Origin of the sequence: Achromobacter sp. AONIH1 (assembly GCF_002902905.1) — a bacterium.
GTDB lineage: Bacteria > Pseudomonadota > Gammaproteobacteria > Burkholderiales > Burkholderiaceae_B > Achromobacter.
Genome location: NZ_CP026124.1, coordinates 4996582 through 5020752, shown reverse-complemented (window position 1 = coordinate 5020752; position 24171 = coordinate 4996582). Strand labels below are relative to the sequence as shown.

21 protein-coding genes are annotated in these 24171 nt (G+C 69.5%); 11 read left to right on the top strand and 10 right to left on the bottom strand.

The genetic code is table 11. The annotated features are described in order from the left end of the window. Positions 1 to 46 precede the first annotated feature (46 nt). Positions 47 to 493: an SRPBCC family protein gene (locus C2U31_RS23055; RefSeq protein WP_103274915.1), complete on the top strand. Its 447-nt coding sequence runs from the start codon at positions 47 to 49 to the stop codon at positions 491 to 493. A gap of 86 nt (positions 494 to 579) precedes the next feature. Here C2U31_RS23055 and C2U31_RS23050 read toward each other — a convergent pair whose 3' ends face one another. Beyond that, positions 580 to 2514 (bottom strand): NAD(P)H dependent flavin oxidoreductase family protein, encoded by a 1935-nt coding sequence (locus C2U31_RS23050; protein ID WP_233772475.1) that lies wholly within the window; start codon positions 2512 to 2514, stop codon positions 580 to 582. A gap of 205 nt (positions 2515 to 2719) precedes the next feature. On the opposite strand from C2U31_RS23050, the gene C2U31_RS23045 reads away from it, so the two are divergent. From C2U31_RS23045 to C2U31_RS23030, 4 genes are all read left to right on the top strand, one after another. Further along, positions 2720 to 4291, top strand: a complete 1572-nt coding sequence (locus C2U31_RS23045; RefSeq protein WP_233772474.1) for a PLP-dependent aminotransferase family protein — start codon at positions 2720 to 2722, stop codon at positions 4289 to 4291. Positions 4292 to 4405: 114 nt separating this feature from the next. Continuing rightward, positions 4406 to 5161: a hypothetical protein gene (locus C2U31_RS23040; RefSeq protein ID WP_158658445.1), complete on the top strand. Its 756-nt coding sequence runs from the start codon at positions 4406 to 4408 to the stop codon at positions 5159 to 5161. Between the two features lie 224 nt (positions 5162 to 5385). Further along, entirely contained in the window at positions 5386 to 5871 is a 486-nt protein-coding gene (locus C2U31_RS23035) for a cupin domain-containing protein (protein WP_103274912.1), read from the top strand. Between the two features lie 163 nt (positions 5872 to 6034). Further along, entirely contained in the window at positions 6035 to 7399 is a 1365-nt protein-coding gene (locus C2U31_RS23030; protein WP_199770874.1) for an MFS transporter, read from the top strand. A gap of 34 nt (positions 7400 to 7433) precedes the next feature. Here C2U31_RS23030 and C2U31_RS23025 read toward each other — a convergent pair whose 3' ends face one another. Next, on the bottom strand, positions 7434 to 8120 hold the full coding sequence (locus tag C2U31_RS23025; protein WP_103276526.1) for a GntR family transcriptional regulator: 687 nt from the start codon (positions 8118 to 8120) through the stop codon (positions 7434 to 7436). A gap of 226 nt (positions 8121 to 8346) precedes the next feature. Between C2U31_RS23025 and C2U31_RS23020 the strand changes: the two genes are divergently transcribed. Together C2U31_RS23020 and C2U31_RS23015 are read left to right on the top strand one after the other, a co-directional pair. Further along, positions 8347 to 9228 (top strand): dihydrodipicolinate synthase family protein, encoded by an 882-nt coding sequence (locus C2U31_RS23020; protein ID WP_103274911.1) that lies wholly within the window; start codon positions 8347 to 8349, stop codon positions 9226 to 9228. Next, positions 9225 to 10190: a tripartite tricarboxylate transporter substrate binding protein gene (locus C2U31_RS23015; RefSeq protein ID WP_103274910.1), complete on the top strand. Its 966-nt coding sequence runs from the start codon at positions 9225 to 9227 to the stop codon at positions 10188 to 10190. Before C2U31_RS23020 ends, C2U31_RS23015 begins: the two co-directional genes overlap by 4 nt. A gap of 57 nt (positions 10191 to 10247) precedes the next feature. On the opposite strand, the gene C2U31_RS23010 is transcribed toward C2U31_RS23015, so the two are convergent. After that, positions 10248 to 11165, bottom strand: a complete 918-nt coding sequence (locus C2U31_RS23010) for a LysR family transcriptional regulator (protein WP_103274909.1) — start codon at positions 11163 to 11165, stop codon at positions 10248 to 10250. 243 nt (positions 11166 to 11408) lie between these two features. Here C2U31_RS23010 and C2U31_RS23005 point away from each other — a divergent pair, with 243 nt between their 5' ends. Further along, complete coding sequence (locus C2U31_RS23005; protein ID WP_103274908.1) at positions 11409 to 11888, top strand: VOC family protein; 480 nt, start codon at positions 11409 to 11411, stop codon at positions 11886 to 11888. 45 nt (positions 11889 to 11933) lie between these two features. Here C2U31_RS23005 and C2U31_RS23000 read toward each other — a convergent pair whose 3' ends face one another. After that, positions 11934 to 12914: a DNA/RNA non-specific endonuclease gene (locus tag C2U31_RS23000; RefSeq protein WP_103274907.1), complete on the bottom strand. Its 981-nt coding sequence runs from the start codon at positions 12912 to 12914 to the stop codon at positions 11934 to 11936. 180 nt (positions 12915 to 13094) lie between these two features. Beyond that, complete coding sequence (locus tag C2U31_RS22995) at positions 13095 to 13934, bottom strand: hypothetical protein (protein WP_103274906.1); 840 nt, start codon at positions 13932 to 13934, stop codon at positions 13095 to 13097. Positions 13935 to 14126: 192 nt separating this feature from the next. Here C2U31_RS22995 and C2U31_RS22990 point away from each other — a divergent pair, with 192 nt between their 5' ends. Then, positions 14127 to 15302 carry a diguanylate cyclase gene (locus tag C2U31_RS22990; RefSeq protein WP_103274905.1) on the top strand — a complete coding sequence of 392 codons (1176 nt, stop codon included), beginning with the start codon at positions 14127 to 14129 and terminating at the stop codon, positions 15300 to 15302. 135 nt (positions 15303 to 15437) lie between these two features. Next, positions 15438 to 16208 carry a hypothetical protein gene (locus C2U31_RS22985; RefSeq protein ID WP_103274904.1) on the top strand — a complete coding sequence of 257 codons (771 nt, stop codon included), beginning with the start codon at positions 15438 to 15440 and terminating at the stop codon, positions 16206 to 16208. Here C2U31_RS22985 and C2U31_RS22980 read toward each other — a convergent pair. The 3 genes from C2U31_RS22980 to C2U31_RS22965 form a co-directional block, all read right to left on the bottom strand. Continuing rightward, positions 16205 to 18172, bottom strand: a complete 1968-nt coding sequence (locus C2U31_RS22980; protein ID WP_103274903.1) for a M48 family metallopeptidase — start codon at positions 18170 to 18172, stop codon at positions 16205 to 16207. The two genes, C2U31_RS22985 and C2U31_RS22980, sit on opposite strands and share 4 nt — an antisense overlap. 2 nt (positions 18173 to 18174) lie before the next feature. After that, complete coding sequence (locus C2U31_RS22975; protein WP_103274902.1) at positions 18175 to 20190, bottom strand: DUF4034 domain-containing protein; 2016 nt, start codon at positions 20188 to 20190, stop codon at positions 18175 to 18177. 555 nt (positions 20191 to 20745) lie between these two features. Continuing rightward, positions 20746 to 21261 carry a hypothetical protein gene (locus C2U31_RS22965; RefSeq protein ID WP_233772473.1) on the bottom strand — a complete coding sequence of 172 codons (516 nt, stop codon included), beginning with the start codon at positions 21259 to 21261 and terminating at the stop codon, positions 20746 to 20748. Positions 21262 to 21449: 188 nt separating this feature from the next. Between C2U31_RS22965 and C2U31_RS22960 the strand changes: the two genes are divergently transcribed. Then, on the top strand, positions 21450 to 21833 hold the full coding sequence (locus tag C2U31_RS22960) for a hypothetical protein (protein ID WP_103274900.1): 384 nt from the start codon (positions 21450 to 21452) through the stop codon (positions 21831 to 21833). A gap of 7 nt (positions 21834 to 21840) precedes the next feature. Here the strand turns inward: C2U31_RS22960 and C2U31_RS22955 are convergent, their stop codons facing one another. Both C2U31_RS22955 and C2U31_RS22950 read right to left on the bottom strand, forming a co-directional pair. Further along, positions 21841 to 23316, bottom strand: a complete 1476-nt coding sequence (locus C2U31_RS22955; RefSeq protein ID WP_103274899.1) for an amidohydrolase family protein — start codon at positions 23314 to 23316, stop codon at positions 21841 to 21843. Beyond that, positions 23313 to 24056, bottom strand: coding sequence for a hypothetical protein (locus tag C2U31_RS22950; RefSeq protein WP_233772472.1), 744 nt, complete (start codon positions 24054 to 24056; stop codon positions 23313 to 23315). Before C2U31_RS22950 ends, C2U31_RS22955 begins: the two co-directional genes overlap by 4 nt. Positions 24057 to 24171 lie beyond the last annotated feature (115 nt).

The window sequence follows — 24171 nt, the reverse complement described above, 5'->3', positions numbered from 1 at the left end:
CCAATCGTCGTGCCAATACGACCCACTCTTTGCGAAGGAGCTTTCCATGGCTACCGGAACCGTCACCCTGCACCGTGTCCTGCGCGCGCCCGCCGAGCGCGTCTACAACGCCTTCCTGGACCGCGACGCGGTCGCGCGATGGCTGCCGCCCTATGGCTATCTGTGCCAGGTGCACGACTTGGACGCCAAGGTCGGCGGCAAGCACCGCATGACCTTTCGCAATTTCGGGACGGGGCACGGCCATTCCTTTGGCGGCACCTATCTGGAGTTGGTGCCGAACCAGGTCATCTGCTACTCGGATCAGTTCGATGACGCCAACATGGCCGGCCAGATGCGGACCCGCGTCACGTTGCGCGAGGTGTCCTGCGGCACCGAGATCAGCATCGTGCAGGAAGGCATACCCGAGATGATCCCGACGGAGATGTGCTACCTGGGCTGGCAGGAATCGCTGGAACAGCTCAAGCGGCTGGTGGAGCCGCAACTGCCGGACTGAAGCGCGAAGGTCCGGCGGGATCTGCAACACGACGGGGTGACTGAAGCGCAAGCGTGAGGGCCGGAAAAGGCCCGGCGCGCGCCGCTTCAGGCCTCGCGCAGCAACACGTCCTCATAGAAGGCGCCGACCGGCAGCGTCAGGTCGCGCACCTGGATCTCCAGCACCCAGATGCCGTCGGCGGGCGCGAAGTCGGCGTGCGCCAGCTTGTGCTTGCCGTACAGGGCGTGAGGAAAATCCGAGACGCGGTGGCCGGGGATCTCGCGCACCAGCGCGCAGCCGTATTCGCGGGCATAGGCGTCGGCGCGGTCGTACAGCGCCTCGCCGGTCGCGCCGGCCAGCCAGTCGAGCCGGGCGCGGCGGAAGACCTCGCGCGCGGCGCGGGCGCAGCGCGCGCCGGCGTCGTCGCGCCCGGTGACGAAGGTGTCGCCGTAATCACCTTCGTAGCCGTCCCAGACCGGGCCGATGTCGACCACGAAGGTGTCGTCATCCCGCAGCACGCGCTGGAAATCCGTTGGCTGCACGGCTGGCGACTGCGTGTCGACGCCGAAGCGCACATAGGTCGGATGCCAGTTGTGCGAGGCGCCCATGCCGCGCAGATGGGCGTCAGCGGCGTTGACCGCGTCGCGCGTCGTCATGCCCGGGCGGATCAGCGCGGCGATGTCGCGCACGGCGTCCAGGGAGCGCTGGCGCGCGTCCAGGATGCCCGCCATCGTGAAGCGCTGGCCGACGCGTTCCCAGGCATGTTCGTGGCGCGGCGGCGCATCGATGGCAGCGCCGGCGGTCGCGGGCAGGAAGGCTTCGGACAGGAAGCGGGCGGGCGGCAGGCCCGCCTCGACGAGCCGGACGCGGGCCTCGCGCACCATGGTCGGATTGCCGCAGGCGTAGACGACGCTGCGGGTCCAGTCGTGGCCGCCGGCCAGCGCCAGGTCCTGGACGCGCGGCGGCGTGGATGTGCTGGATCGCGTCCGCGCGCCGCCGCCGTCCAGCTCGACGGCGTGTTCCCGCGTCGTGTCCGACAGCGCGGCATGCCAGCGCAGGCCCGCATGCTTGCCTTGCAGCGCATTCAGCAGTGGCGCGGCGTAGCAGTCGTCAGGCGTGCGGCCGCCCCAGTACAGCGTCACCGATGCCATGCGCCGGTCGTGCAGCGCCGCCATCAGGATGGGGAACACGCCCGCGAATCCCGTGCCGGTGGCCAGCAGCACCAGATGGTCCGCGCCGTTGTGTGAACCATTCGATGAGCCATGCGGCAAGCCATCCGGCAAACTGCCCGGCGCACCGTCGCGCCAGCCATCCCCGGGCCAGACACAGGCGCCCAGCGGGCCTTCCAATGTGAGCGTGTCACCCGGCGCGAGACGCGGCAGGATGCCGTCGGTGAAGACGCCACCGGGCATGCGGCGCATGTGGAACTCCAGCCGGACCGGCCCGGACGCATCGCGCTCGACGACGTTCGGCGCGGAACCGCCCGACATCGTGGCGCTCGACGCAGCGGGGCTCGCCGTTGTGGCGACCGAAGCCGTGGCGACCGAGGCCAGAGAGTCCGGCGTAGCGGCGACCGGCACATTGGCGATGGAGAAGTTGCGTCGGACGCCATCTTCCAGCAGCAGCTGCACATGCTGTCCCGGCAGCCAGGCGTAGGGCCGCGCGTCCTCCATTTCGACGATGAGCTGCGTCACGCCTGGCGCCAGCGGCAGGCGCGACACCACGCGCGCGCGGCGCGGCTCGGGCGGCCGGGCCGGCGCCTGCCAGTGCGGAAATGTCAGGCGCAGATCGCCGGCCGCGCGGCACTGGCACATCAGCAGCTCGTCGTCGGCGGTGACATAGGAACGTTCGTTGGCCGGCGCGATGCGTTCGTAGCGGCCTTCCAGGACCGTGGCGCGGCACGAGCCGCACTCGCCGCGCTGACAGGAGAAGGGTACCTGCGCGCCCTGGGCCAGCGCCGCGTCCAGGATGGAAGCGCTGCCGTCCGTGGAGAAGGCGCCGGTATCGACGGTGATGGTGTGACAGGGAGCGAACGGGTTCATCGCGGATTCCAGGAGGTTTGCCCCGATGGGGCCATGCGGGCAATTTATCGATAGAATGGCTTTTCAAATAGAGCCATTTTTATCAATATCAGCAAGCCACTTTTCCGACCGGCTCCTGGCCGGCTCCGGGCCGCAAGGCGCGGGTCGCCGTTGCCGGCTGGCAGGGAAGGAGAGTGCGCGAGTCGCCGCCATGAATATGCCATCCATGTCATCCGCGTCATCAGGGACACCCGCGTCCGCCCGACGCCAGGAGGCCAGCCTGGACCTGCCCGTCGACCCGCCGCGCGATGGCGAATCCAAGCAGGCCTGGGTCTATCGCCAGATCCGCGAGCGCGTGCTCAAGGGCGCGCTGCCGTCCGGCGCGCGCCTGCCGTCCACGCGCAGCCTGGCGCAGCGCTGGCGCATCGCCCGGTCCACGGTCGAGGCGGCCTACGACCAGCTGCGCGGCGAAGGCTACACGGCCGGCACGGTCGGGTCGGGTACATATGTGGCGGCCGTCATTCCAGACAACTTCTTCCGCAAGGGACTGCCAGGAGAGAGCGGGGCGTCCTTGGGCGCGGATGCCAGGGACAAGACGGGCAAGGCCGCGCTCGCCCCGGCCCGTCTCGCGGCCGGGCGGCCGGCGCGCCCGTTGCCGCATGAGCAGCCGGTGACGCCGGCGGACCAGGCGGAGTCCGCCGAACCGCCATTCGCCTCGCGCAGCGCCGACGCCGCGCTGTTTCCCATGGCGGCCTGGAGCAAGGGGCTGGCCGTCAGCGCCCGACAGCTGACGCCAGCCCAGCTGACACGCGACGAGCCGCAGGGCTGGCCCGCGCTGCGCGAACAGATCGCGCGCTACCTGGGGGCGGCGCGCGGCATCGTCTGCGATGCCTCGCAGGTCGTGGTGCTGTCCGGCATCCGCGACGGCCTGGACCTGTGCGGCCGGATCCTGTTGACGCCGCGCGACAAGGTGCTGATCGAGGATCCCGGCTATGTGAATGCGGTGCCGATCTACCGTCCTTACACGTCGGGCGTGGTGCCGCTGCCCATCGATGGCCAGGGCTTTGCCGTGGCGCGGGCGCGCCGCCTGCGCGGCGTGAAGCTGGTCCATGTGACGCCCGCGCACCAGTCGCCCACCGGCATCACCATGCCCGTGTCGCGTCGCCTGGAACTGCTGGACTGGGCCGCGCAGGCCGGCGTCTGGGTCGTGGAGGACGATTACGACAGCGAATTCAACTACGACGGCGCGCCGCTGGCGGCCCTGAAGAGCCTGGACGGCGCGGACCGCGTCATCCACTGCGGCAGCTTCAACAAGACCTTGTTCAATGCCCTGCGCATCGGCTATGCCGTCGTGCCCAAGGCGCTGGCGCCCGCTTTCGCCGAGGCGCGGCGCAAGACCGGGCGGTCGGGCAGCCCGATCGAACAGATGACGCTGGCGCGCTTCCTGGAAGACGGCGGCTTCGCGCGCCACGTGCGCAAGGCGCGCGGCGTGTATGCGCGCCGGCGCGACGCGGCGCTGCAGGCGCTTCGCCAGGCCGTGGGCGCCGAGGCCTTGCGCGTCAGCGGCGAGCACGCCGGCTTTCATCTGCTGTGGTGGCTGCCGCCGGGCTGGGACGCGCGGCAGGTGGTCGAGGCGGGCCGCAAGGCCGACGTCGGCGTGCAGGACGTGGCCGAGTTCGCGCGCAAGGCGACGCCGGCGCCGGGCGTGGTGATCGGCTACAGCGCGGTGGACGAGGCGCGGCTACGGCGGCTGGGCGCGCTGCTGGCGGCGCTGCGGCCGGGGCGCGCGCGTGGATAAGGGCGCTGCCAGCACAGCAACGGACGCGGCGGCGCAATGACGGCAATGATGGAACGGGAGGCGGCCGGCGCGGGTTAAGCTTGCGGCCTAGATCTATCGCCACGCATGCTCTTCATGAAGAAACTCCTCGCCTTGCTGTGCGTCTCCTGGTCCGTGCCCGCGGGCGCGGCCTATGTTCCCAATGCCACCGAACAGGCGGTGCTGGAGGCGGTGCTGCGCGATGAAGTGGTTTCGTTCTCCACCGGCGGCCATAGCTTCGTGGGCGAGTCGCAAGGCATCGTCCCGGTGACGGCCGCGTCGGCTTCGCAGGCAATGGCCGCCCGCGACCGCAACGCCAGGATGCCCGAACTGAAGCAGCCGCTGCTGCTGTCGGGCGCGCTGGCCGCCACGGGCAGCGTCGCGGGGCAGGGCGAGTGGTTCGATTTCGCCGATACCGCCGCGCCCAAGGTGCGCGCGCGCCTGGCGCCGGGCCAGACCCTGGCGGGCAAGCCCAAGGCCGGTCAGGCGCTGGCCCTGGTCTGCGGCAAGATGGATCTGGCCAAGGACACGCTCAGCTTCAGCGGCTGCGAGCCCGCCGCCGCCGTCGCCGAGCGCGAGGCGGCAAGGCTCAAGGACGCCTTGGCCGCGTTCTACCAGGGCAAGCCGACCGATGCAAAGGTCGCCACGCTGGCGATCAACATCTCGCTGTACGCGCAGGAACTGCCGGTCGGCAGCGGTTGTCCCGGCGACGAGGCGCGCTGCGGGGCGTCCATCGCGGCGGTCAAGCTGCCGAGCCTGGGGCACAAGAACGCCGTATTGCAGCGCTTGCGCGAGGCCGGCGTGGACCTGAGCACGTTCAATCCGCGCCAACAGCCCTTGTTCGGGCACTAGGCGCGACAACGCGGGCCGGTCGGCAAGCCCGGCGGCCCTGGGGCCAAAGGCCCCCACCGCGTGCCCGCGCCAGACTCACTTCCATCCCCACCCACCCTAAGGGTTAGACCCGATATCAGCCGCTCCACGCGCCTTGTAGGATCCCGTTAAATATAAATGGGATCCCATTTGATCGATGTCATGGACAGGATCACGACTTTCAACACACAAGGAGCCAGAGGCACATGAGCAATATCGACCCCATCACCGGCAAGCGCATCCTCAATGAAGGCGGCCGCGGCGGCCCGTTGACCGAGGACCACCAGGGCATGCGCGCCTGCCACCAGGACGACCTGGAGTGGACCAATCTGCGTTACGAAGGCCAGTACGCCAAGATGATGTTCCACCCGACCGCCGAGGATCCGACCATCCCGAACGCCGGCATCGTGCGCTACGAGAAGGGTTCGGGGCATCCGCTGCACAACCATTACTTCGCGCAGGTCTGGTACATCCTGGAAGGCCAGTTCCGCATCGAGGGCAAGCTGTACGGCAAGGGCGCGATGATCTTCCATCCCGATCCCCATTTCGAAAGCGCGCTGGAAACCGTGGAGACGGGCGCCATCCTCTACGTGCAGTATGTCGGCCCGCACACGCGCCAGGGCGCCATCTATGAAGGCCGCTTCAACGTGAAGGAGCGGCGGCCGCTGGAGGAAGAGACCACGGCGGTCTAGCGCCGGACCCGCGCGCCCACGGCGTCGCCGCCCGGCCAGACCATGGCGGCGGCCCGCCGGTGGGACCGCCGCGCGACCAGACCTATGCATACAGACGCGCATTCCCCGCCCGCGATACGCAGGCGGGCGGGGACGAGCGCGCGCTCGAATCGGAGACATCGGGATGAATACCCCCGCAGCAGCGCCCCAACACCGTTCCCGCAAGCACTATGTGACCGCGGGCCTGTCCAGCATGATCGGCACCACCATCGAGTGGTACGACTTTTTCCTGTACGGCATCGCCGCCGCGCTGATTTTCAACAAGATCTATTTCCCCGCGATCGACCCCATCACCGGCACGCTGGCCGCCTTCGGCACCTATGCCGTGGGCTTCGTCGCGCGGCCGCTGGGCGGCATCGTGTTCGGTCATTTCGGCGACCGCGTCGGCCGCAAGTCCATGCTGATGATCAGCCTGATGCTGATGGGCGTGCCGACCGTGCTCATCGGCCTGACGCCCAGCTACGAGTCCATCGGCTACTGGGGCGCGGTGGCCCTGGTGTTCTGTCGTTTCCTGCAAGGCCTGGCGGTCGGCGGCGAGTGGGGCGGGGCGGTGCTGATGGCGGTGGAGCACGCGCCGGAAGGCAAGAAGGGGCTGTTCGGCAGCCTGCCGCAAGTCGGCGTCGCGCCCGGCCTGATCCTGTCGTCGCTGGCGATGGGCGCGGTGTCCCGGCTGCCCGAGGCGGACATGCTCAGCTGGGGCTGGCGCCTGCCGTTCCTGGCCAGCGTGTTCCTGCTGCTGGTGGGCTGGTACATCCGCGCCAAGGTCGGCGAATCGCCCGAGTTCCAGGCCGCGCTGGCCCAGCCCAAGCCCGAGGCGCCGCCGCTGCGCGCCGTGCTGCGCGATCACAAGGCGCCGGTGCTGGCCGCGCTGGTGGCCTGCATCTCGGAGAAGACCTGGTTCTACACCATCGCGACCTTCTCGCTGACCTATGCGGTCGGCACGCTGGGCCTGCCGCGCGAGACTATCCTGAACGGCGTGATCTGGGGCGCGGCCGCCGCGCTGGTCACCATTCCGCTGTTCGGCTGGCTGGGCGACCGCTGCAGCAAGCAGGCGATCTTCATCGCCGGCGCGCTGGGCATTTCGCTGTTCTCCGCGGGCTTCTTCTCGCTGCTGGACGAGAAGACGGCGTATCACACCAACGTCGCCATGCTGGTGGCCTTCGGCGTGGTCTATGCCGCCATGTACGCGCAGGAGTCCAGCCTGTTCGCCAGCATGTTCCCGCCCGAGGTGCGCTACACCGGCATCTCGCTGGCCGTGCAGATCGGCGGCGCCATTGGCGGCGGCACCGCGCCGCTGGTCGCCACCTACCTGCTGGCGCAGGGCGGCGGCTCGCCCAGGCTGATCGTGTTCTATCTGGCGGGACTGGGCGTGGTGGCGGCGGTGTGCGGGCTGATGATGCGGCCATATCGCCAGCCGCTGGCGCAGGCAGGCGCGCCGTTCGCGTCGGGCAGGGCGGGCAAGCGCGTCGCGCCGCTGGCCAGCCGTTGAATGCAGGTTTGAAGGCGGGTCTGGAAGCGCGACCCTAGCGCCGCGCTTCCATCCATTCCACCACCAGCTCGGTGGTGCGCGAGATGTGCGTGGCCATCGCTTCCCGCGCGGCCGCGCCGTTGCGCGCCGTCAGCGCGGCGATGATGTCCTCGTGCTGGCGGATGTTCTCTTCCATCAGCCGGGGCGGCATTTTCGAGGCAAAGCCCAGCACGTTCGAGACGATGCTGCCCTGCAATTCGGCGACCAGCTCGTGCAGCCGTTCGTTGTGGCTGGCCTGCGTGATCAGGTTGTGGAACAGGGCGTTGAATTTCAGCCAGTCCGACCCGCCCTCGCTGCGCACGCGGGTGCGCAGCGCCTCGGCGTAGCGCTGCTGATGTTGCGCCAGCAATTCCAGGTCCTTGTCGTCGATCCAGTCCACCGCCAGCTGCGCCGCCAGCCCTTCGAGCTCGGCCCGGATCTGGAACGATTCGCGGATGGCGCGCACCGAAGGCACCGTCACCACGGCGCGGCCGGTGCTGGTCAGCGTGATGGCGCGGCGCGCCTCCAGGAAGCGCAGGGCCTCGCGGATGGGCGTGCGGCTGGTCTCGAATTCAGCGGCCAGCTCGTACTGGCTCAGCGCGTCGCCGGGCAGGTACTGGCCATTGCGGATCCGCTGCAGGATTTCTTCCGAAATCTCGATCGAGGATCTGGATGCGTTTCGGGTGTTGCGGGTCTCGCTCATGCTCGGATCCATGGGGCCGGTCTGTGGCGGCCGTTCCTGGCGGCGGCGCCTTATGGCGGGGATGGTAGCACGCGGTTTGCGCGCGTTTTCACCGCGCGCGCGGCGCGGGATTTCACCTGGAATCGCGTCGGACATATCAGGCGCCCAGGAATTTGATATTGGACCGCCGCGCCGGCGCGTCCCTAGACTCTGCCTTGCACTGAGGGCTGTGAAGGAGACAAACACAATGCACTTGCAAGGAATCATCGGCTATCTGCTGACGCCCTGCGACGACGCCGGGCGGGTCGATCATGCGCTGCTGGCGCGCCACGTCGAGGAAATGATCGGCGCGGGCGTGCACGCGCTGGCGCCGCTGGGCAGCACCGGCTGCCTGCCGTACCTGGACGACGCCGAGCGCGAGGCCGTGGTCGAGACCGTGGTCGGCGCGGCGGCCGGCCGGCTGCCGGTGCTGGCCGGCGTGTCCAGCCTGGGCACCGCCAGCACCGTGCGCCACGCGCGCCACGCCGAGCGCGCCGGCGCGGCGGCGGTGCAGGTGCTGCCCAGCACCTACTGGAAACTGACCGAGGCCGAGATCCATGACTATTACCGCGCGGTCTGCGACGCGATCTCGCTCCCGGTGATGGTCTACAACAACCCGTTCACCACCGGCATGGACCTGCCCGTGCCGTTCCTGGCGAAGCTGGCCGCGCTGCCCAACGTCACCATGATCAAGGAAAGCAGTCCCGACGAAGGCAAGATCGCGCGGCTGCGCCAGGCCTGCCCGGACAAGACCGCCGTCTACATCGGCCTGAACCGCATGGCGCGCGGCGGTTTCGCCGCCGGCGCCGCCGGCTGGTGCACGGCCTCGGCCAATGTCGCCGCCGCGCACGCGGTGAACCTGTACCGCTGCGCCATGGCCGGCGATCAGGCTGGCGTGGACGACTGGTTCTCGCGTCAGTCCGGCCTCTTGAACTTCCTGATGGAACACGGCCTGCCGCGCACGGTGGCCGCCGGCCTGCGCCTGCGCGGCATTCCCAGCGGGCGGCTGCGCGCGCCGCTGGCGCCGCTGGCCCCGGAACACGAACACACCTTACTGAACATCCTCAAGCAAATGGAGATCGTGCAATGAAGCTGGGATTGCGCCGCCGTCTGGCGGTCTTGTTGGGAGCGGCGCTGCCGATGGCGGCGGCGTGGGCGCAGGCGTATCCGACGCAGCCGGTCCGGCTGATCGTGCCCTTCGGCGCGGGCGGCGTGACCGATACCACCGCGCGCGTGTTCGCCGAGGGACTGACGCGCGAGCTGGGCCAGCCGGTGGTGGTCGAGAACCGGGGCGGCGCGGGCGGCTCCATCGCCGCCAGCGCGGTCGCCAAGGCCAATCCCGACGGCTACACGCTGCTGGTGATCACAAATGGCATGTACGCCGTCAACCCCTTGATTTACAAGACGCTGCCCTACGACCCGAACAAGGACTTCGCCTATATCGCCATGCTGGCCAACACGCCCACCGTGCTGGCGGTGAGCGCGGACAGTCCCCACAAGACGCTGCCCGACCTGATCAAGGCGGCGTCCGCGCAGGCCGACAGGATCGCGTTTTCGACGGCGGGCGAGGGCTCCGACAACTACCAGGTGCTGGAGGTATTGCAGCAGGCCACCGGCGTGAAGATGCTGCACGTGCCCTACAAGAGCGGCGCCGAGTCGCTGACGGACGTGATGAGCGGCAACACCGACGTGACCGCCATCTCGGCCGTCACCGCGACGGGCTATATCCAGGCCGGCCAGATCCGCCCCTACGCGGTCACTTCGTCGCGCCGCCTGGCCAACCTGCCCGACATTCCCACCGCCAAGGAAGCGCTGGGTCAGGACGTGGAGGGCGGTTCGCTGTCCGGCATCGCCGCGCCGGCCGGCACGCCGCCCGAGGTGGTCGCGCGCCTGAACGCCGCCATCGGGGCTGTCGCCGGCGGCGCGATGGCGCAGGACAAGATCTATGCGCGCGGCAGCGAGCGCATGGACGGCTCGCAGGAAGCCTTCACGCTTCGGGTGGCGCAGGAGCAGAAGAAGTGGGCGGGCATCTTGGGTCGCCCGGGCAAGTAAGGGCGCGGCATGCGTTGCGGCTGGGAACGGCTCTCGCGTCTCCGGGGCCGTCCCCCCTCATTGCCGTCCCGCATCCCCGTTTTCATCCAGCGCTTCGCGCGCCGCGTCGACGAACCAGCGCACCGCCGGATTCGCCGGCTCGGCGTGCGCGGCCAGCGCCACGGCGTAGCTCAGCGGCTCGCCGGCGGCGTCCTCCAGATCGACGAACGCCACATTGTCGATGGCGATCCGGCGCAATGCCTCCGGCACGATGGCCACGCCCAGCCCGGCGGCGATCAGGGGCAGCGTGACCAGGGCGTGCGAGGACTCCTGCATCACGCGCGGATGAAAGCCCGCGCGCTGGCAGGCCGCCGCGATCTCGGCGGCGAATCCCGGGCTGTCCGAATGCGCCAGCGCCACCAGCGTGTCGCCGTCCAGCTCGGCCAGCGCGGCCGACCGGCGGCCGGCGAGCTGATGGCCCGCCGGCACCGCCAGCGCCAACCGTTGCCGGCCCAGCGGCGTCATGGCGATGCCCGGCACGCCCGACGCGGGCGGCACCAGCAGCGCCGCGTCCAGCTCGCCGCGCTGCAACTGCGCCAGGATCCCCACCGTGCTGCCGCTGCTCAGCCGCAGCCGCACCTGCGGAAAGCGCTGGCTGAACGCCGGCAGAATGCGCGGCAGCAGGTTCAGCGCCGCGCTCGGCACCGAGCAGATGCGCAGCGCGCCCACGCGTCCCTGCGCGGCATCGCGCGCCGCCTGCAGCGCGGACTCGGCGCCGTCGAGCAGGCGCCGGGCTTCATCCAGGAAGGCGATGCCCGCGACCGTCAGCCGCACGCCCTGGCGGTCGCGCTCGAACAGCTCGGCGCCGATTTCGGTCTCCAGCCGCTTGATGGCGATGCTGAGCGGCGGCTGGGTCATGTGCAGCCGCTCGGCGGCCTTGCGGTAGTTCAGTTCGGTGGCCAGCACCACGAACTGCTTGATCTGCCTGAAATCCATCGCGAGTCCCCTTGATCTTGTTCTACGGGTCGTCGCGGCTGGCTGGTCAGGCGCGCGCCCAGGCGCGATTGTGCGCGCATTGACGCGGGCTTGCACGCTTCTACGCTTCGTAACGCACCGCGCCCGGCGGGCGGCAGTATCCTCGGCTACTCAGGGTCGCCCGGGAAGGCGCCGGGCGCGGTTCCGTTCACAGGGCCCGGGCGCCTGCAATGCGCCTGGGTCCGCCATCTCCAGGAGACAAGCATGATCAGCAAGAACACGATATGCCTGTGGTACGACAAGGACGCGCTGGAGGCCGCGCAGTTCTATGCCCGCACCTTTCCCGACAGCGCCGTCGGCCGCGTGCTGCGCGCGCCGGGCGACTATCCGTCGGGCACGCAGGGCGATGTGCTGACGGTGGAGTTCACCGTGGCGGGCGTGGCCTGCCTGGGCCTGAACGGCGGCACGGCGTTCAAGCACAACGAGGCGTTTTCGTTTCAGATCGCCACCGACGACCAGGCGGAAACCGACCGCCTGTGGCACGCCATCGTTGGCAACGGCGGCCAGGAAAGCGCCTGCGGCTGGTGCAAGGACAAATGGGGCCTGTCGTGGCAGATCACGCCGCGCGCCCTCACCGAGGCAATCGCCGATCCGGACCCGGCGGCGGCCAAGCGCGCGTTCGAGGCGATGATGACGATGGGCAAGATCGACATCGCGGCGATCGAGGCGGCGCGGCGCGGTTGACGCGCCGGACACGCCGCCCGGCGATAGGGGCCGCGTCGGCCCGGCCTAGCCGGCCTCCGGCAGCAGCCGCAGCCCCGTCCGCTTCACGAATTCCTCATAGCTGATCGGCGGCCCCGCCTTGGTGCTGGCGCTGTTGGCCTGCCAGTGCACCCACGAGCGCCCGGTGGTGGCGTCGTACACGACCTTGTAGATATAGGCCGGCACGGCCACGCCGCTGCCGATGGTCCTGGGCTTGTCGGCGTAGACGGGTCCGGTGAACACGTACACGTCGCCGGACGCGCGCATCACGTACTTGCGGGTGTCCTGCTCGATCTGGCTCCAGGCGCCGCCGTTGTGCGTCTGGTCCTGCGGCACCATGTTGGCCAGCGAAAAGCTCTGCGCCATCGCGTCCGGGGTGGACATGTCTCCCGCCGGCGCCATGTGTCCGCGCGAATAGCCCGAGCCCTTGTAGTCGTCCAGCTCGGCGCGTTCCGAGCGCGGCAGGCGCGCCTCGGCGTAGAACTTGTCGGTGCGGCGCAGTCCCTGGCCCTGGGCCAGCGTCTGCCGGTTCAGGCGCTCGGCCACGAACACCGGCGTCTTGGTCTGGCCGTTATGCAGGATCGCGAAGGCCGAGAAACAGACCTCGCGCAGCTGCTGGCTGCCGGGCACCTCCGGCGGTCGGAAGTTGGGGAAGAACTGGCGGCATTCGGCGAAGATGGTCTGCGCCGGCGCGCCCGTGGGCACGGCGATCGGCGCCGTGGCGGCGGGCGCGTTCTGCTCGCGCGGCGGCTGGCGATGCTGGGAATTCTGCTGCGGGTGTTGTGGCTGATGATGCTGCTGCGGCCAGCCCAGCCGCGCCAGCACGTCCTGCACCGGCGCCGGTATCCGCCACTGCGGATTCAGCATGTAGGTGGCGGCGCCGAAGCTCGCCAGGGACGAGAACAGCAGCGCCTTCAGGAAGCGGGGGAAGCGGCCGCCGGCGCTGGCGCGGGCCGGGGATCTGCGTGGGGGGCTTTTCTTCTTGGCGGGGGTCTTCGCGCGCGTCATTACTACCTGTGAGCTACGTGGCGGCCGCTACAGGCGGCCGGCATGGTCACGGATTGTAGATGAGTGACAAATCCAGCTCTATTGACGCGCGCGGGGTTCGCGGGCACGGGCGCGGGGCAGGGCGCGCGCGAGGGAAAGACAGGCCGTCCGGGGCCGGCGGGCCGGCCCTGTCCCGCAAGCTCAGCCCTGCTGCAGATGCGCTTCGAACTGGCTGCGGTTGAACAACTCGAAATACAGCACGTCGCTCCAATACAGGCCCATCGGACGTTCCGTGGCGCCCGTGCGCGTGCTGTCGAAATCGTTGTCCAGGCGCAGTCCGTGGAAGGCGTCCAGCGGTTCCGCGGCCTGCCCGGCAACGGCCGTCCGAAGCGCGCGGGCGGCTTCGTCCACATTGGCCGGCAGCGCGTCCAGGGCCGCGCCGGCGTGCCGGCAGCGCACGATTTCCGCGTCCACGCAGGCCTTCAGCTCGGCTTCGCCGGCGTGGGACATGATGTCCAGCTCGATGGTCTCCAGCAGCAGGTGGCTGTCGCGATGGGCGTCGAGAAAGGCCAGCGTTTCGTCCAGCGCGGCCAGCAGCTGGTCCGAGGCGGGAGCGGCGGGCGGGGCCGGAACCGGCGCCGGGGCGGCGTTCGCTTGCGGCGAGAACATCTGCTTCACGCGGTCCATGAAGGAAGCCGGCTGCGGCGCGCTGGCGGCGCCGACCGCTGCGGAGGATGCCTGCGCGGGAGCCGGCGCCTGCGCCACGGCGGCGCGGACGATGTCGGCAAAGCGCCGCACGCGCGCGTAGCCCGGTTCGAACACGCTGCTGATCGCATACAGCCGGGTCTTGCTGCCCGGTTCCTCGTCTTCCATCCCGTCCGACACCAGCGAGGCGCATGGCTGCGGATCGCCGGACATCAACAGCCGGTATATGAAGGGCACGTCATAAGGCCATTCGGACAGACCGACGATCGTCTCGGGGCGGTCGGCGTAGGCGGCGGGGCGGTTGCTGAGGCTGTAGAGATAGGAACGGTTGGCCATGGGATGGGGTGCTATCAGGGGGCGGACGGAGGGATGGGCTATCTTAGGGCGGTTCTTGTCACTGTCCAGTGTCGACATGCGCCGATTTTCCGGCCTGCCCCTATCCGGGTCACTGCTACCTGGTCGTGTCGCAATTCTCACGTAAAATTTTGTTGCCGCCTTTACATATCGGCGCAACGCTATGTTGCCGAGATGCACGTCGATCTCTTCACTCTCTACCTCATCATCATCGGAACGCTGCTCGCCAGCGCCTGCCTGACTTACTGGGAGCACCGGACCCATCCCGGCCGCAGTACGTCGCTGCGGCTGCTGGCGGCCGGCTTCGCCACGCTCGCGGCGGGTTGCTCCATCGCCCTGTACCGCGCCGCCCTGCCCGGAGTGCTGGGCTCGGCGCTGAGCAATCTGGTCATCCTGGGCGGCTATCTGCTGGTGCTGAACGCCGTGGCCGCGCTCAACGGGCGGCTGTATCGCGCCGGCTCGCTGGGACTGCTGGGCGTCATGGCGCTGATCTGGGCCGGCGCGGGCTATTCGGGGCAGAACCTGGTCTGGACCTATGTCAGCGCCTTTCCCATCGCGCTGGTCAGCGGCCTGACCGCCTGGGAGCTGTTGCGCTGTAAGGCGCTGAGACCGCTGCTGCCGTTGCGCATCGCGGTGGCCGTGACCGGCCTGCACGCGCTGCTCTACCTGGGCCGCAGCTTCATCCTGCCCTGGTGGGTGGCCAGGGATGGCCCGGCCGCGCAGATGCTGGCCAGCAATATCACCATGTACGAAGGCGTGCTGTATTCCATCGTGCTGCCCATGACGCTGCTCAAGCTGGTGCGCGAAGAGACGCATGGCCAGCTGCTGCGGGAATCGCAGACCGACTACCTGACCCGGCTGGGCAACCGCCGCTGGTTCTTCGAGCAGGGCCAGCGCCTGATCGACGGCGGCCGGGGGCGCGAGCCGCTGGCCGTGCTGGCCTTCGACCTGGACCAGTTCAAGTCCATCAACGACCGCTACGGCCACCAGACCGGTGATCTGGTGCTCAAGTCCTTCGCCGACATCGCGCGCGGCGTGCTGGGGCCGGCGGTGCTGCTGGCCCGCATCGGCGGCGAGGAATTCGCCGCGGTGCTGGCCGGCAACGACGCCCGCCGCGCCGTCGCGCTGGGCGAGGACGTGGCCCGGCGTTTCGCCGAGACGCTGTCCAGCCGCGTCGACAGCCTGGGCATCCCGGCCACCGTCAGCATCGGGCTGGCGCAGTACGAGCACGACGCGCCGGCCCTGGCCCAGGGGCTGTCGACCGCCGACCAGGCGCTGTACCGCGCCAAGGCGCTGGGCGGCAACCGGCTGGAAGTGGCGCAACTGGCCGCGCCCATGGCGGCCGATTGAGACGGCCGGCGGCGCGTGCATGACGGTGCCTCAGGCTGGCGCATCAGGCGATAGGCGCAGACCGCTGGCGGCAAGAATGGATGCACGCCCGCTGGCTATACTCCCCGCGACCCGAACACGGAACCGTTCTCCATCATGTCCCATCCTCCCTCGCAGACGTCCAGCCGGGACGGCTATTGGTTCGAACACCTCAATGACGACATCGCCCTGGTGCGTGATGGCCGTCAGGTCAGGCTGGCCCGGCTCCAGCCGCCCTGGCTGGTGGTGGACCAGACCATCGCCACGCTCATCGTCAGCAGCGGCTGGCCCGGACGGCTGTGGCGCGCGCGCGTTACGGAACTGGGCGACATGTCCGGCCTGGTGGCGAACCCCGGCTATTGGCGCGCGGCTGCCATGGAGCTGCTGGAGGAACTGCCGCTGTCTGTCCTGTTCGGCGCGCACGGCGAGCGCGTGGTGGCATTGCTGGAGCAGATCCAGGCGCTGTCGCGCACGCAGGCCGAATGCCTGGCGGCGAACCTGGATCCGGACGCCGGCCACGCCTACGGCCGGGCCTGGCTGCGCTGGTCCGAGGCGCAAGGGCAGCAGCGGTCCACGCCGGCGGACGACTGGGAAGGCACGCTGGCCGCGCCCGGCGCGCGCGGCAAGGACAAATCGCCCATTCATTCCGGTTTCCTGCTGGTCCATGACCAGCTGCGCCGTCGCGCGCTGGCGCTCGACGGCGATCAGGCCATCGTGATCGAGACGGACGAGGACGGCGAGACCGAGGAAATGCTGGCGCCGCTGTGGCAGGACGTGAGCGATGCCCTGTTGTACGCGGCGATGGCGCAGGGCGCGCCGCAATACGTGGACGCCGGGGACGAGGCGGCGCTCATGCGCGCCTGGCGGGCCTGCTACGGGCAACGCTAGGCGCCGGCCCGCCGCAGCCGGGTGGCGTCCGTGCACACGCCCGGCAGCGGATCGCCGGCGGCCAGCAGCAGCGGTTCGATGTTCCGCTGCACGCGCGGCAGCAACCGTTGCAGCAGCGCCTGGCAATCGCGCCGCAGATAACTGGGCTCGCCCGTCAGCGCGCCCACGGCGCGCAATATCCAGGACTCGCGCGCCAGCACCAGCAGCACATGATGCCCGCTGGCGGCGTCGCGCAACAGCCATGCGCCGGTGGCGGCCAGCAAGAGCGGGTCCAGCATGTCCGCCAGCCTGCGCAATTCGGGCTCGCCCAGGCCGTGCGGCTCGTAGCGGGGTGCGGCGGTGTATTCAGCCAGGGTCCGGCGTTCCAATTGGTCCGCTTCCGTGCGCCAGGCCAGGGCCTGGCCGGCGTCGCCGCGCCGCAGGGCGATGGCGGTGAGTTGGCGCAGGCAGGCCAGGCGATGCGGGCCGGGCTGGGCGGCGGCCTCGCGCCATAGCGCTTCGGCGGCATCCTGCGCAGGCTCGCGCCGGGCATCGTCCGGGCCACGCGTCGTGTTCGCGTCCGGCGCTGCGTCCGGGCGGGCATTCTGGCGCTGCAACAGCGTCGCCAATTCGCACAGCGAGGGCACGTGGCCGGGATGATCCCGTAGATTCTCTTGCAGCAGCTTCATGGCGCCGTCCACATCGTCGGCCAGCATGGCGGCATGCCAGGCCATGCGCGCCCGCTCATCGGCCGACAGCGCGCGCAGGCGCTGCTTGCGCAGCAGATCGTGATGCGCCGCGACGGCCTCGCGGCGTTCGTCCTGCGCCTCGCGCAGCGCTTGCGCGGCGGCCTCGCGCCGCGAATCATCGAGCGCGCGTGCCAGCGGCAGGCGCCGGTCCTGCAACCATTCCTGCGCCGCGCAGGGCTGGGCGCGACGCCAGGGCAGGGGGCGGGAGGTTGCCGGCAAGGAGTGCGTGGACGCCATGCCCTGCGCGCCGGGCATGCCGGGCGCGGGCGTTGTCCGTTCGTCCAGGGCCCGTGGCACCTTCAGCGCCGCCAGGCGGTCCGCCAGCGAGGGATGGGTATCGTCATGGCTGGTCGGACGGCACAGGGCCTGATGCAGCCAGATCTGCGCCTCGGCCTGGTCACGCGGACTGGCCAGCGAGTCATCCTCCGCCAGCCGGACCAGGAGCCAGGGTGGTTCCGTGGCTGCGGCGTCGGCGTACAAGCTGGATGCGTATTCGTGCAGGGCACGTCCCTGCAGACAGGTCGCCATCAGGGCATCCGACGCGCACGCCACGCCGCAGACCCGCGCGGATTCCGCGTCGGCCTGGTACTCGCATTCGCGCGCGAAATCCAGGCTGGCTGCCAGGAAGCGTGGCACGTGCCAGTTCATGAAGAGCCGCAGCGGCGCGTTGGCCAAGCCCTTGCGACGCGCCAGTTGCCGCGCCGCTTCCTGCCATTGCAGCCGCGCGAAATACACCCGGCTGGCATAGCGTCCGTGCCGGCCGGCGATGTGCGCGCATTCATGCGCCAGGATGGCGCGGCAGGCGTCGGCCGACAGCAGCTCCAGCAGCGGCAGCCCGAGCCACAGCACGTTGCGCGTGCCGCCCCAGAGCCGCCGATGCTGCCGGATGCTGGCATTGCATTCGCTGTTCAGGTAGACCGCGTCCAGCGCCGGCGCGCCCACCTGGGCGCGCACCTGTTCGATCTCGCGGAACAGCGCCGGCGCGTCCGCGGGTGTGAGGAGCAGGCCGTCTTCCGGGCCGGGTGGGCGTGACGAGAAGGGCAGGCGCAGCATCGCCCAGCCCGCGACGGGCAAGGGCAGGGCCAGCGCCCCGGCGGCCACGCCCAGCGCGCCGGGCAGCGCCGCATACAGCCACAGCGGCGCCGTGCCCAGCGCCAGTCCCGCGCCGGCCAGCGCCGCGTCGCCCAGCAGCAGCCGGGACGACAGCTTCCATCCGGACCGGCCCGGGCGCGCCATGCCTACTGCGCGTCCGGCTTGGGCGGCAGGTCCTCGGCGCTGGTGCCGCCTCGGCCCATGTAGGCGCCGAACACCGTGCCGATGGTCTTGACCAGGCTGTGCGAATTCAGCACCTGCGACTGGATCTCGTCGATGCCTTCGTCGTCAGGCTGCAGCCGGCTGGCGTGCTGCGCCCATTCGATGGCGGCGAAGCGATTCTTCCTGGCGCCGCGCCCGTGCGCGTAGGCCAGCGCGATCTCGGCGCTGGCGCGCGCCGCGCGCCAGTCGTGATCCTCGTCCACCAGCGGACGCAGATAGGCGCGCACGCCTTCCTGCTGTTCCTGCTCGGTGCCGTGGTCGCGCAGCAGCACGCCGATGCGCAGCCGCGCCAGCGCGTCGGCGCGCGGCTCCTGGCGTGCGCCGTGAAGCAGGCGCAGAACCCTGTCCAGGTTCTCGCGGCGCGAGAAATCCAGTTCGTCGTCGAAGATGTTGCGATAGGCCATGTTGTACATGGCCAGCGGCGAGCCTTCTTCCACCGCGCACTGCAGCCACTGGTCGCGCACCGCGTCGTCCAGGTAGCTGTCCGGCGTGTTGTCGCGGAAGCCCCGGTGGATGTCGTACATGCTGCTGGCCGCGTCCGCCACGCGGCGGTCCGCCAGCTGCCGCGTCAGGAAATAGCCTTGCTCATGGTCGCCGCCATCCCATAGCATGGCGGCCGCCGCCAAGACGTTGAAATCGTCGTCCGCCTGGTCCTGCGCCAGCACCGCGGCGCGGTCCAGCAACTGCTGCGCGCGCGCCGGGTCTTGCGCGAAACCCCAGCGGCCGTAGTGATGGGCCACCGCCGCCAGCGCCTGCGGCGTAGCCACGGTATCCCAATGGCACATGCGTTCCAGCACGCTCTTGAAGGCGCCGTCGTCGTCCGGCAGGCCGTGGATGATGCTGACGTGCGCGAAGCTGCGGAACGGTCCGTCCACGTCGCCGAAATAACGGTTCGGCGGAAATGCCGCCGCGCTCTGTGCGTGCAGCGCGCGCGCCTGGACCTGGTCCTCCAGCGAATAGCTGACGAACTGCGCGTAAAAACCCAGCGCCATGCCGCGCTCTTCCGGCCGCAGCTCGCGCTGCAGGAACGATTCGAACATCTCGCGGTATTCCTCCACCGCCTCGGCGTCGTCCGGCTCCGGATAATCGCCCATCGAATCGAGGATGCCGATCCAGCGGATCGCGTTGCGCTGCAGCTCGGACAGCGCCGCGCACAGCGGTCCGCCGGCCATGCCGTCGATGTCCTCATAGCTGCCGCCCCAGCGCGGACGCAGGTACTGCGCATACGCCATCAGCGCGCCCAGGTGCCCGGGTCGCAGGTCCAGCGCGCGCAGCAGCCAATAATCCTTGGCCTGGTCCATCTCGTGCTCGGCGCGCGGCGCCAGGCCCGTGGGCAGGGCATCAGGCGTCTGTTCAGGCGTCAGGCGCGGCACGCCCAGCTCGGCCAGATGGGCCAGCGCGGCGTCCATCATGCCCGGCTCGTCGATGTCCTCGTGCGTGATGGTTTCCGGCGCGTTGCCCAGGAACAGCTGGCGCAGCCAGTATGGTTCCTGGAAATGCGCGCACATCTGCATCATCGTCACGCAGGCCGCGATCGGGCGCGGCGACAGCGCCATCGCCTGCACCAGCGCGGCGGCGGCGCGTTCACAGGCCAGGGCGGCGCCCAGCCAGCGGTCCTGCGTCACGCTGTCGGCCCAGCCGTATCCCCGGATGTCGCCGGCGCGGCCGAAACAGAAATTGCCCAGCACCAGATGGGCGTGGTACGAGCCCGGGCTGGCCGCGATCCAGTCTTGCAGAAAGGCGGCGGCGTCCTGGAACGGGACCATGGAATAGTCGAACAGCGTGCCCGAGTTGGCCGCCTCGAAATACGGCGCGCCCGGATCTTCGGTATCGGCCCAGTCCCGCTGTTCCAGCGCGTCGTAATAGGCGTCGATCTGGGCGTAGTCGCGGGCCTGGACCAGGGCGCGGAGGTCGCGGCGAATGGAGGTGAGGGATTGCAAGAGGCCACCTGAATCTGTGCGCGGGAAGGTCCCGCCGAGGACGCGATGATGCCTGATCCATGGCCGCGTTGGGGAGTTATGGCGACCGTATATGAATAAAGAATTCCAAAGGTAACTGCTGCCCATGCGGCAGGTGTGCAGATGCGCTGGCATGGCCGCGATCAAGCGCACCGCGCCCACGCGGACTCGCCGCCTTGCTCGGTATCATCACCAGGCTTTCACGGATCGGCCGCGTTCAAGGCCAGAAGGACTTTCGATGAAAAATGCGTTCCGCTCGCGCGTCAGCAGCAGCGGTTGCAGGTCCATGCCAGATGCGCCGTCGCGCGCAGGCGCTCGACGGCGACCAGGCCATTGTGATCGACACGGACGAGGACGGCGAGACCGAGGAAATGCTGGCGCCGCTGTGGCAGGACGTGAGCGATGCCCTGCTGTACGCGGCGATGGCGCAGGGCGCGCCGCAATACGTAGACGCGGGGACGAGGCGGCGCTCATGCGCGCGTGGCGGACCTGCTACGAGCGGGGTAGGAGTCGCGCTTATGGTGATACGCGGCAGGTTCAGCTCGTCTGATCCGCATCCGGCTTGATGCCGGCCGCTGCCAGGCGCCAGCTGGGAATGCGGTATTCATACCAGGCCTGTTCCAGCGACTGGTAGCGCGCCAGCCAGGGGGCGAGGTGGTTCTCGATGTCGGCCGGCAGGGCCGCCAGCCAGTTGGCCAATTCCTGTTCGTTGTGGATCGTCAGCACGGCGCCGCTGCCCAGCGTGGGTTCGTCGATCAACCCGTCGCCCGGCTTCAGATAGGCGCGGCGGTACAGGCGCCCCTTGTTCCAGATCTCGGCCGGCACATAGACCGGCCATTCCCTTTCGCACGGAAAGGACGCGTACACGCCCAGGGACAGGTGCTGTGCATTGTCGAAGGAGCCGCGATAGCGGATCAGCTCCGCGCCTTGCTGCACCTCGCCGCAGGTCCGCCACAGGCAACGCTTGCCCTTTTTCTTCCAACCCGCGAAGGCCGGCTGCGCGCGCAGCAGGTCCATGACGGCTTGTTCCAGATCGGCGAGGGCTATCGACATGCGGGATTTCCTTGGACGGTTGAGGGGGCAGTGCAAGAGGCGGACGGCAGGGCGGGGATGCCGGCTTCGCGGGTCGCCTTTGGTCATACCTTGATGCCAATTCAAGCCGGGACCGGCCGCACTGGCGGTCAAAGTATCATGACCACATTTTCACGGATCGGCCGCGCTCAAGGCCAGAAGGATTCTCGATGAAAAAATGCGTTCCGCTCGCGCTCTTGTCTGCCGTCCTGCTGACGGCCTGCGGTCCCAACAAGATCGTCGCCGACCTGCCGTCGCCTGACGGCAAGTACCACGTCGAGGTCCGCCTCTGCCCGCAGCCCGGCTCGCTGACCTGGACCGAGAAGACGCAGGTCTCGGTGCTGCCCAAGGGCGCCACCGAAAAATGCCAGGGATCGCTGCAGGCCGTGGCCCAGTTCGACTCCTACGGGCCGCAGGATCAGCTACAGGTCGAATGGATCTCCGCCACCGAAGTCCGCGCCTGGCATCCGCAGTTCAATCCGGAATACGGCCCGCAGTCGGCCAACTACAAGCCCGACAACCCGATCAAGCTGATCTTCAAGCCCAAGCCCTAGGCGGCGCTCACAGCGTGTTCTTGTGGACCTTGCCGTCCTTCATGATCAGGCGCAGGTTCTTGTCGGGATCCGCCAGGAAATCGAGATTGGCCGAGGGATCGCCGTCGGCCACCAGCAGATCGGCCCAGGCGCCCGGCGCGATCCGGCCCAGCGCGCCGGGGTAGGGGTTGCGCTCGCCCGACAGCGCCAGCAGCTCGCCGTTGACGCCCGTGGCCTGGCCCAGCAGCGTCAGCGGATCGTAGAAGCGCGTCAGCTTGGCCAGCTGCCTGCCCTGCGTCGCGGTGTTGCGGGGATTGAACAGGATATCCGTGCCCCAGCCCGTCTTGACGCCGTGCTTCTGCGCCAGCGCATAGGCCTGGACCGTGCCCTCGGCCACCTGCTTCTGGCTGGCCTGCCGCTCCGCGTCGGGATAGGCGTTGCTGTCCTCGTCCTGCAGGAACGGCTGCAGGCTCCACCACACGTCCTGGTCGCGCATCAGGCGCACGCTGGCCTCGTCGGCCAGCTGACCGTGCTCGATGCACTTCACGCCGGCGTGGATCGCGCGCTGGATGCCCTTGGGCGTGTAGACGTGCGTCATCACATAAGTGTTCCAGTCGCTGGCGGCCTCGACGCCGGCGCGCAGTTCGCGCTCGGTGAACTGGGTGCTGTCCAGCGGGTCGTACAGCGAGGCCACGCCGCCGCCCGCCATCATCTTGATCTGGCTGGCGCCCAGCATCAGTTGTTCGCGCACGCGGCGCAGCACCTGGGCCTCGCCGTCGGCGATCATGGCCACGCCGGTGTTTTCCACCAGGCTCAGCGGCGCGCCGTCGGCGCGCGGCAGGTCGCTGCGCAGCCGGAAATCCCCGTGCCCGGACGTTTGCGAGATCATCGCCCCGCTGGGATAGATGCGCGGCCCGTCCACCAGCCCCTCGTCGATCGCGCGCTTGAGCGCGAACGCCGGCCCGCCCGCGTCGCGCACCGAGGTGAAGCCGCGCATCAGCGTGCGCTGGGCTTCCTTGGCGGCCACCAGGTACAGATAGCCCAGGTCGGCCGTCATGGCCGTCATCTGCGGAATCGCCGCCAGCATCGTGTGCCAGTGCACGTCGATCAGCCCCGGCAGCAGCAGCTTGCCTTGGCAGTCCAGTACACGCGCGTCCGCCACGGTGGCGGACGCCGGCAGCAGGTCGGCGATGCGCTTGCCCTTGACCAGCACCTGCACGCCCTCGCGCGCCGCCGTGCCCGAGCCGTCGAACAGGCGCAGGTTGGTCAGCAGCAGCGGGCGTGCGTCATCGGCCAGCGCGGTCGCCGCCGCCATCGCCGCCGAGGGCAGGGCGAAGGGCGCCAGCATGGCGGCCATGCCGCCCAGGAAATGGCGGCGTGACAGGTCCTCGGTCACGCGCTGGTGCAGCCGCTGGCACTGCGCGCTATGGCAGGCGCACTGGCGGGCGCGCAGCGGACCCAGGATCCGGGAAAACGGCGAGGAGGAATCGGAACGGTAAGTCATGGCTGGCCCGCCCTGTCACGGTAAGCCACCGCGACCATGGTCATCAGCAAGAAGGTGATCAGCACGCACAGCAGCGTGCCGACCACGCCATAGGCGATGCGCGCGCCGGTGGGGTAGTACAGCAGCGGTTGCAGGTCCATGGCGACGAAGCTGCCGATCGCCAGCAACAGCAGCAGCGCCAGCATCAGCGGCCAGCGCGGGTAGCGCATCGCCGCGCGCGCGTCGCGGAATCCATATTCGCCGGTGACCGCGACGCGGGGCAGGGACAGTCCCGCCACGGCCAGCGCGTACAGCACCGGCAGCCAGATCAACGCCATCAGCGCGGTCAGGCAAGCGAAGAAAATCGTGTCGGTCTTGCCGTCGAGCAGCGCGTACAGCACGAAGGGCAGATCGCCGCAGATACGTGCCAGATAGGTGACGCCAATGGCCAGCGCGGCCAGCAGCACCAGGTGACGGGCCTCGCCGGCGCTGCCGCGCGCCGAGCCATCGTCGGCCGCGTGATTGACGACCCGGTGCCAGGCGTAGCTCATGCGCGCGAAGGCGATCAGGTTGACCAGCGCGAGCGCAACGAACAGCCAGTCGCGGAACTGGTACGGCTTGGGCGTCAGCAGGGCGAAGGGCAGCGACAGCGTGAAGACGGCCAGGGACCAGGGCGCGGCGGCCAGCATGGCGCGGCCCTGGGTGCGGATGGCGCTTGCGGTCGCCGCGACGAATCGGCGCGCTCCGGGGGTGTTCGACAAGGGATTCCTTTATCTGGCAACGAGAGGCTTAGTTTATACAGGTAGCGGCGCGTTGCGCGCCGGCGATCCACGCGGGCGATGGAACGCATTCAGGGCAATTGCCGACTCAGCGCGG

What these genes read in the sequence shown, in the direction of transcription:
- C2U31_RS22955 (WP_103274899.1), bottom strand. Translation starts at nt 23,316, where the DNA reads ATGACTTACCGTTCCGATTCCTCCTCGCCGTTTTCCCGGATCCTGGGT.
- C2U31_RS23050 (WP_233772475.1), bottom strand. Translation starts at nt 2,514, where the DNA reads ATGAACCCGTTCGCTCCCTGTCACACCATCACCGTCGATACCGGCGCC.
- C2U31_RS23020 (WP_103274911.1), top strand. Translation starts at nt 8,347, where the DNA reads ATGCACTTGCAAGGAATCATCGGCTATCTGCTGACGCCCTGCGACGAC.
- C2U31_RS23055 (WP_103274915.1), top strand. Translation starts at nt 47, where the DNA reads ATGGCTACCGGAACCGTCACCCTGCACCGTGTCCTGCGCGCGCCCGCC.
- C2U31_RS22965 (WP_233772473.1), bottom strand. Translation starts at nt 21,261, where the DNA reads ATGTCGATAGCCCTCGCCGATCTGGAACAAGCCGTCATGGACCTGCTG.
- C2U31_RS23010 (WP_103274909.1), bottom strand. Translation starts at nt 11,165, where the DNA reads ATGGATTTCAGGCAGATCAAGCAGTTCGTGGTGCTGGCCACCGAACTG.
- C2U31_RS22980 (WP_103274903.1), bottom strand. Translation starts at nt 18,172, where the DNA reads ATGGCGCGCCCGGGCCGGTCCGGATGGAAGCTGTCGTCCCGGCTGCTG.
- C2U31_RS22995 (WP_103274906.1), bottom strand. Translation starts at nt 13,934, where the DNA reads ATGGCCAACCGTTCCTATCTCTACAGCCTCAGCAACCGCCCCGCCGCC.
- C2U31_RS23045 (WP_233772474.1), top strand. Translation starts at nt 2,720, where the DNA reads ATGTCATCCGCGTCATCAGGGACACCCGCGTCCGCCCGACGCCAGGAG.
- C2U31_RS22990 (WP_103274905.1), top strand. Translation starts at nt 14,127, where the DNA reads ATGCACGTCGATCTCTTCACTCTCTACCTCATCATCATCGGAACGCTG.
- C2U31_RS23035 (WP_103274912.1), top strand. Translation starts at nt 5,386, where the DNA reads ATGAGCAATATCGACCCCATCACCGGCAAGCGCATCCTCAATGAAGGC.
- C2U31_RS22960 (WP_103274900.1), top strand. Translation starts at nt 21,450, where the DNA reads ATGAAAAAATGCGTTCCGCTCGCGCTCTTGTCTGCCGTCCTGCTGACG.
- C2U31_RS23030 (WP_199770874.1), top strand. Translation starts at nt 6,035, where the DNA reads ATGAATACCCCCGCAGCAGCGCCCCAACACCGTTCCCGCAAGCACTAT.
- C2U31_RS22985 (WP_103274904.1), top strand. Translation starts at nt 15,438, where the DNA reads ATGTCCCATCCTCCCTCGCAGACGTCCAGCCGGGACGGCTATTGGTTC.
- C2U31_RS23015 (WP_103274910.1), top strand. Translation starts at nt 9,225, where the DNA reads ATGAAGCTGGGATTGCGCCGCCGTCTGGCGGTCTTGTTGGGAGCGGCG.
- C2U31_RS23040 (WP_158658445.1), top strand. Translation starts at nt 4,406, where the DNA reads ATGAAGAAACTCCTCGCCTTGCTGTGCGTCTCCTGGTCCGTGCCCGCG.
- C2U31_RS23005 (WP_103274908.1), top strand. Translation starts at nt 11,409, where the DNA reads ATGATCAGCAAGAACACGATATGCCTGTGGTACGACAAGGACGCGCTG.
- C2U31_RS23000 (WP_103274907.1), bottom strand. Translation starts at nt 12,914, where the DNA reads ATGACGCGCGCGAAGACCCCCGCCAAGAAGAAAAGCCCCCCACGCAGA.
- C2U31_RS23025 (WP_103276526.1), bottom strand. Translation starts at nt 8,120, where the DNA reads ATGAGCGAGACCCGCAACACCCGAAACGCATCCAGATCCTCGATCGAG.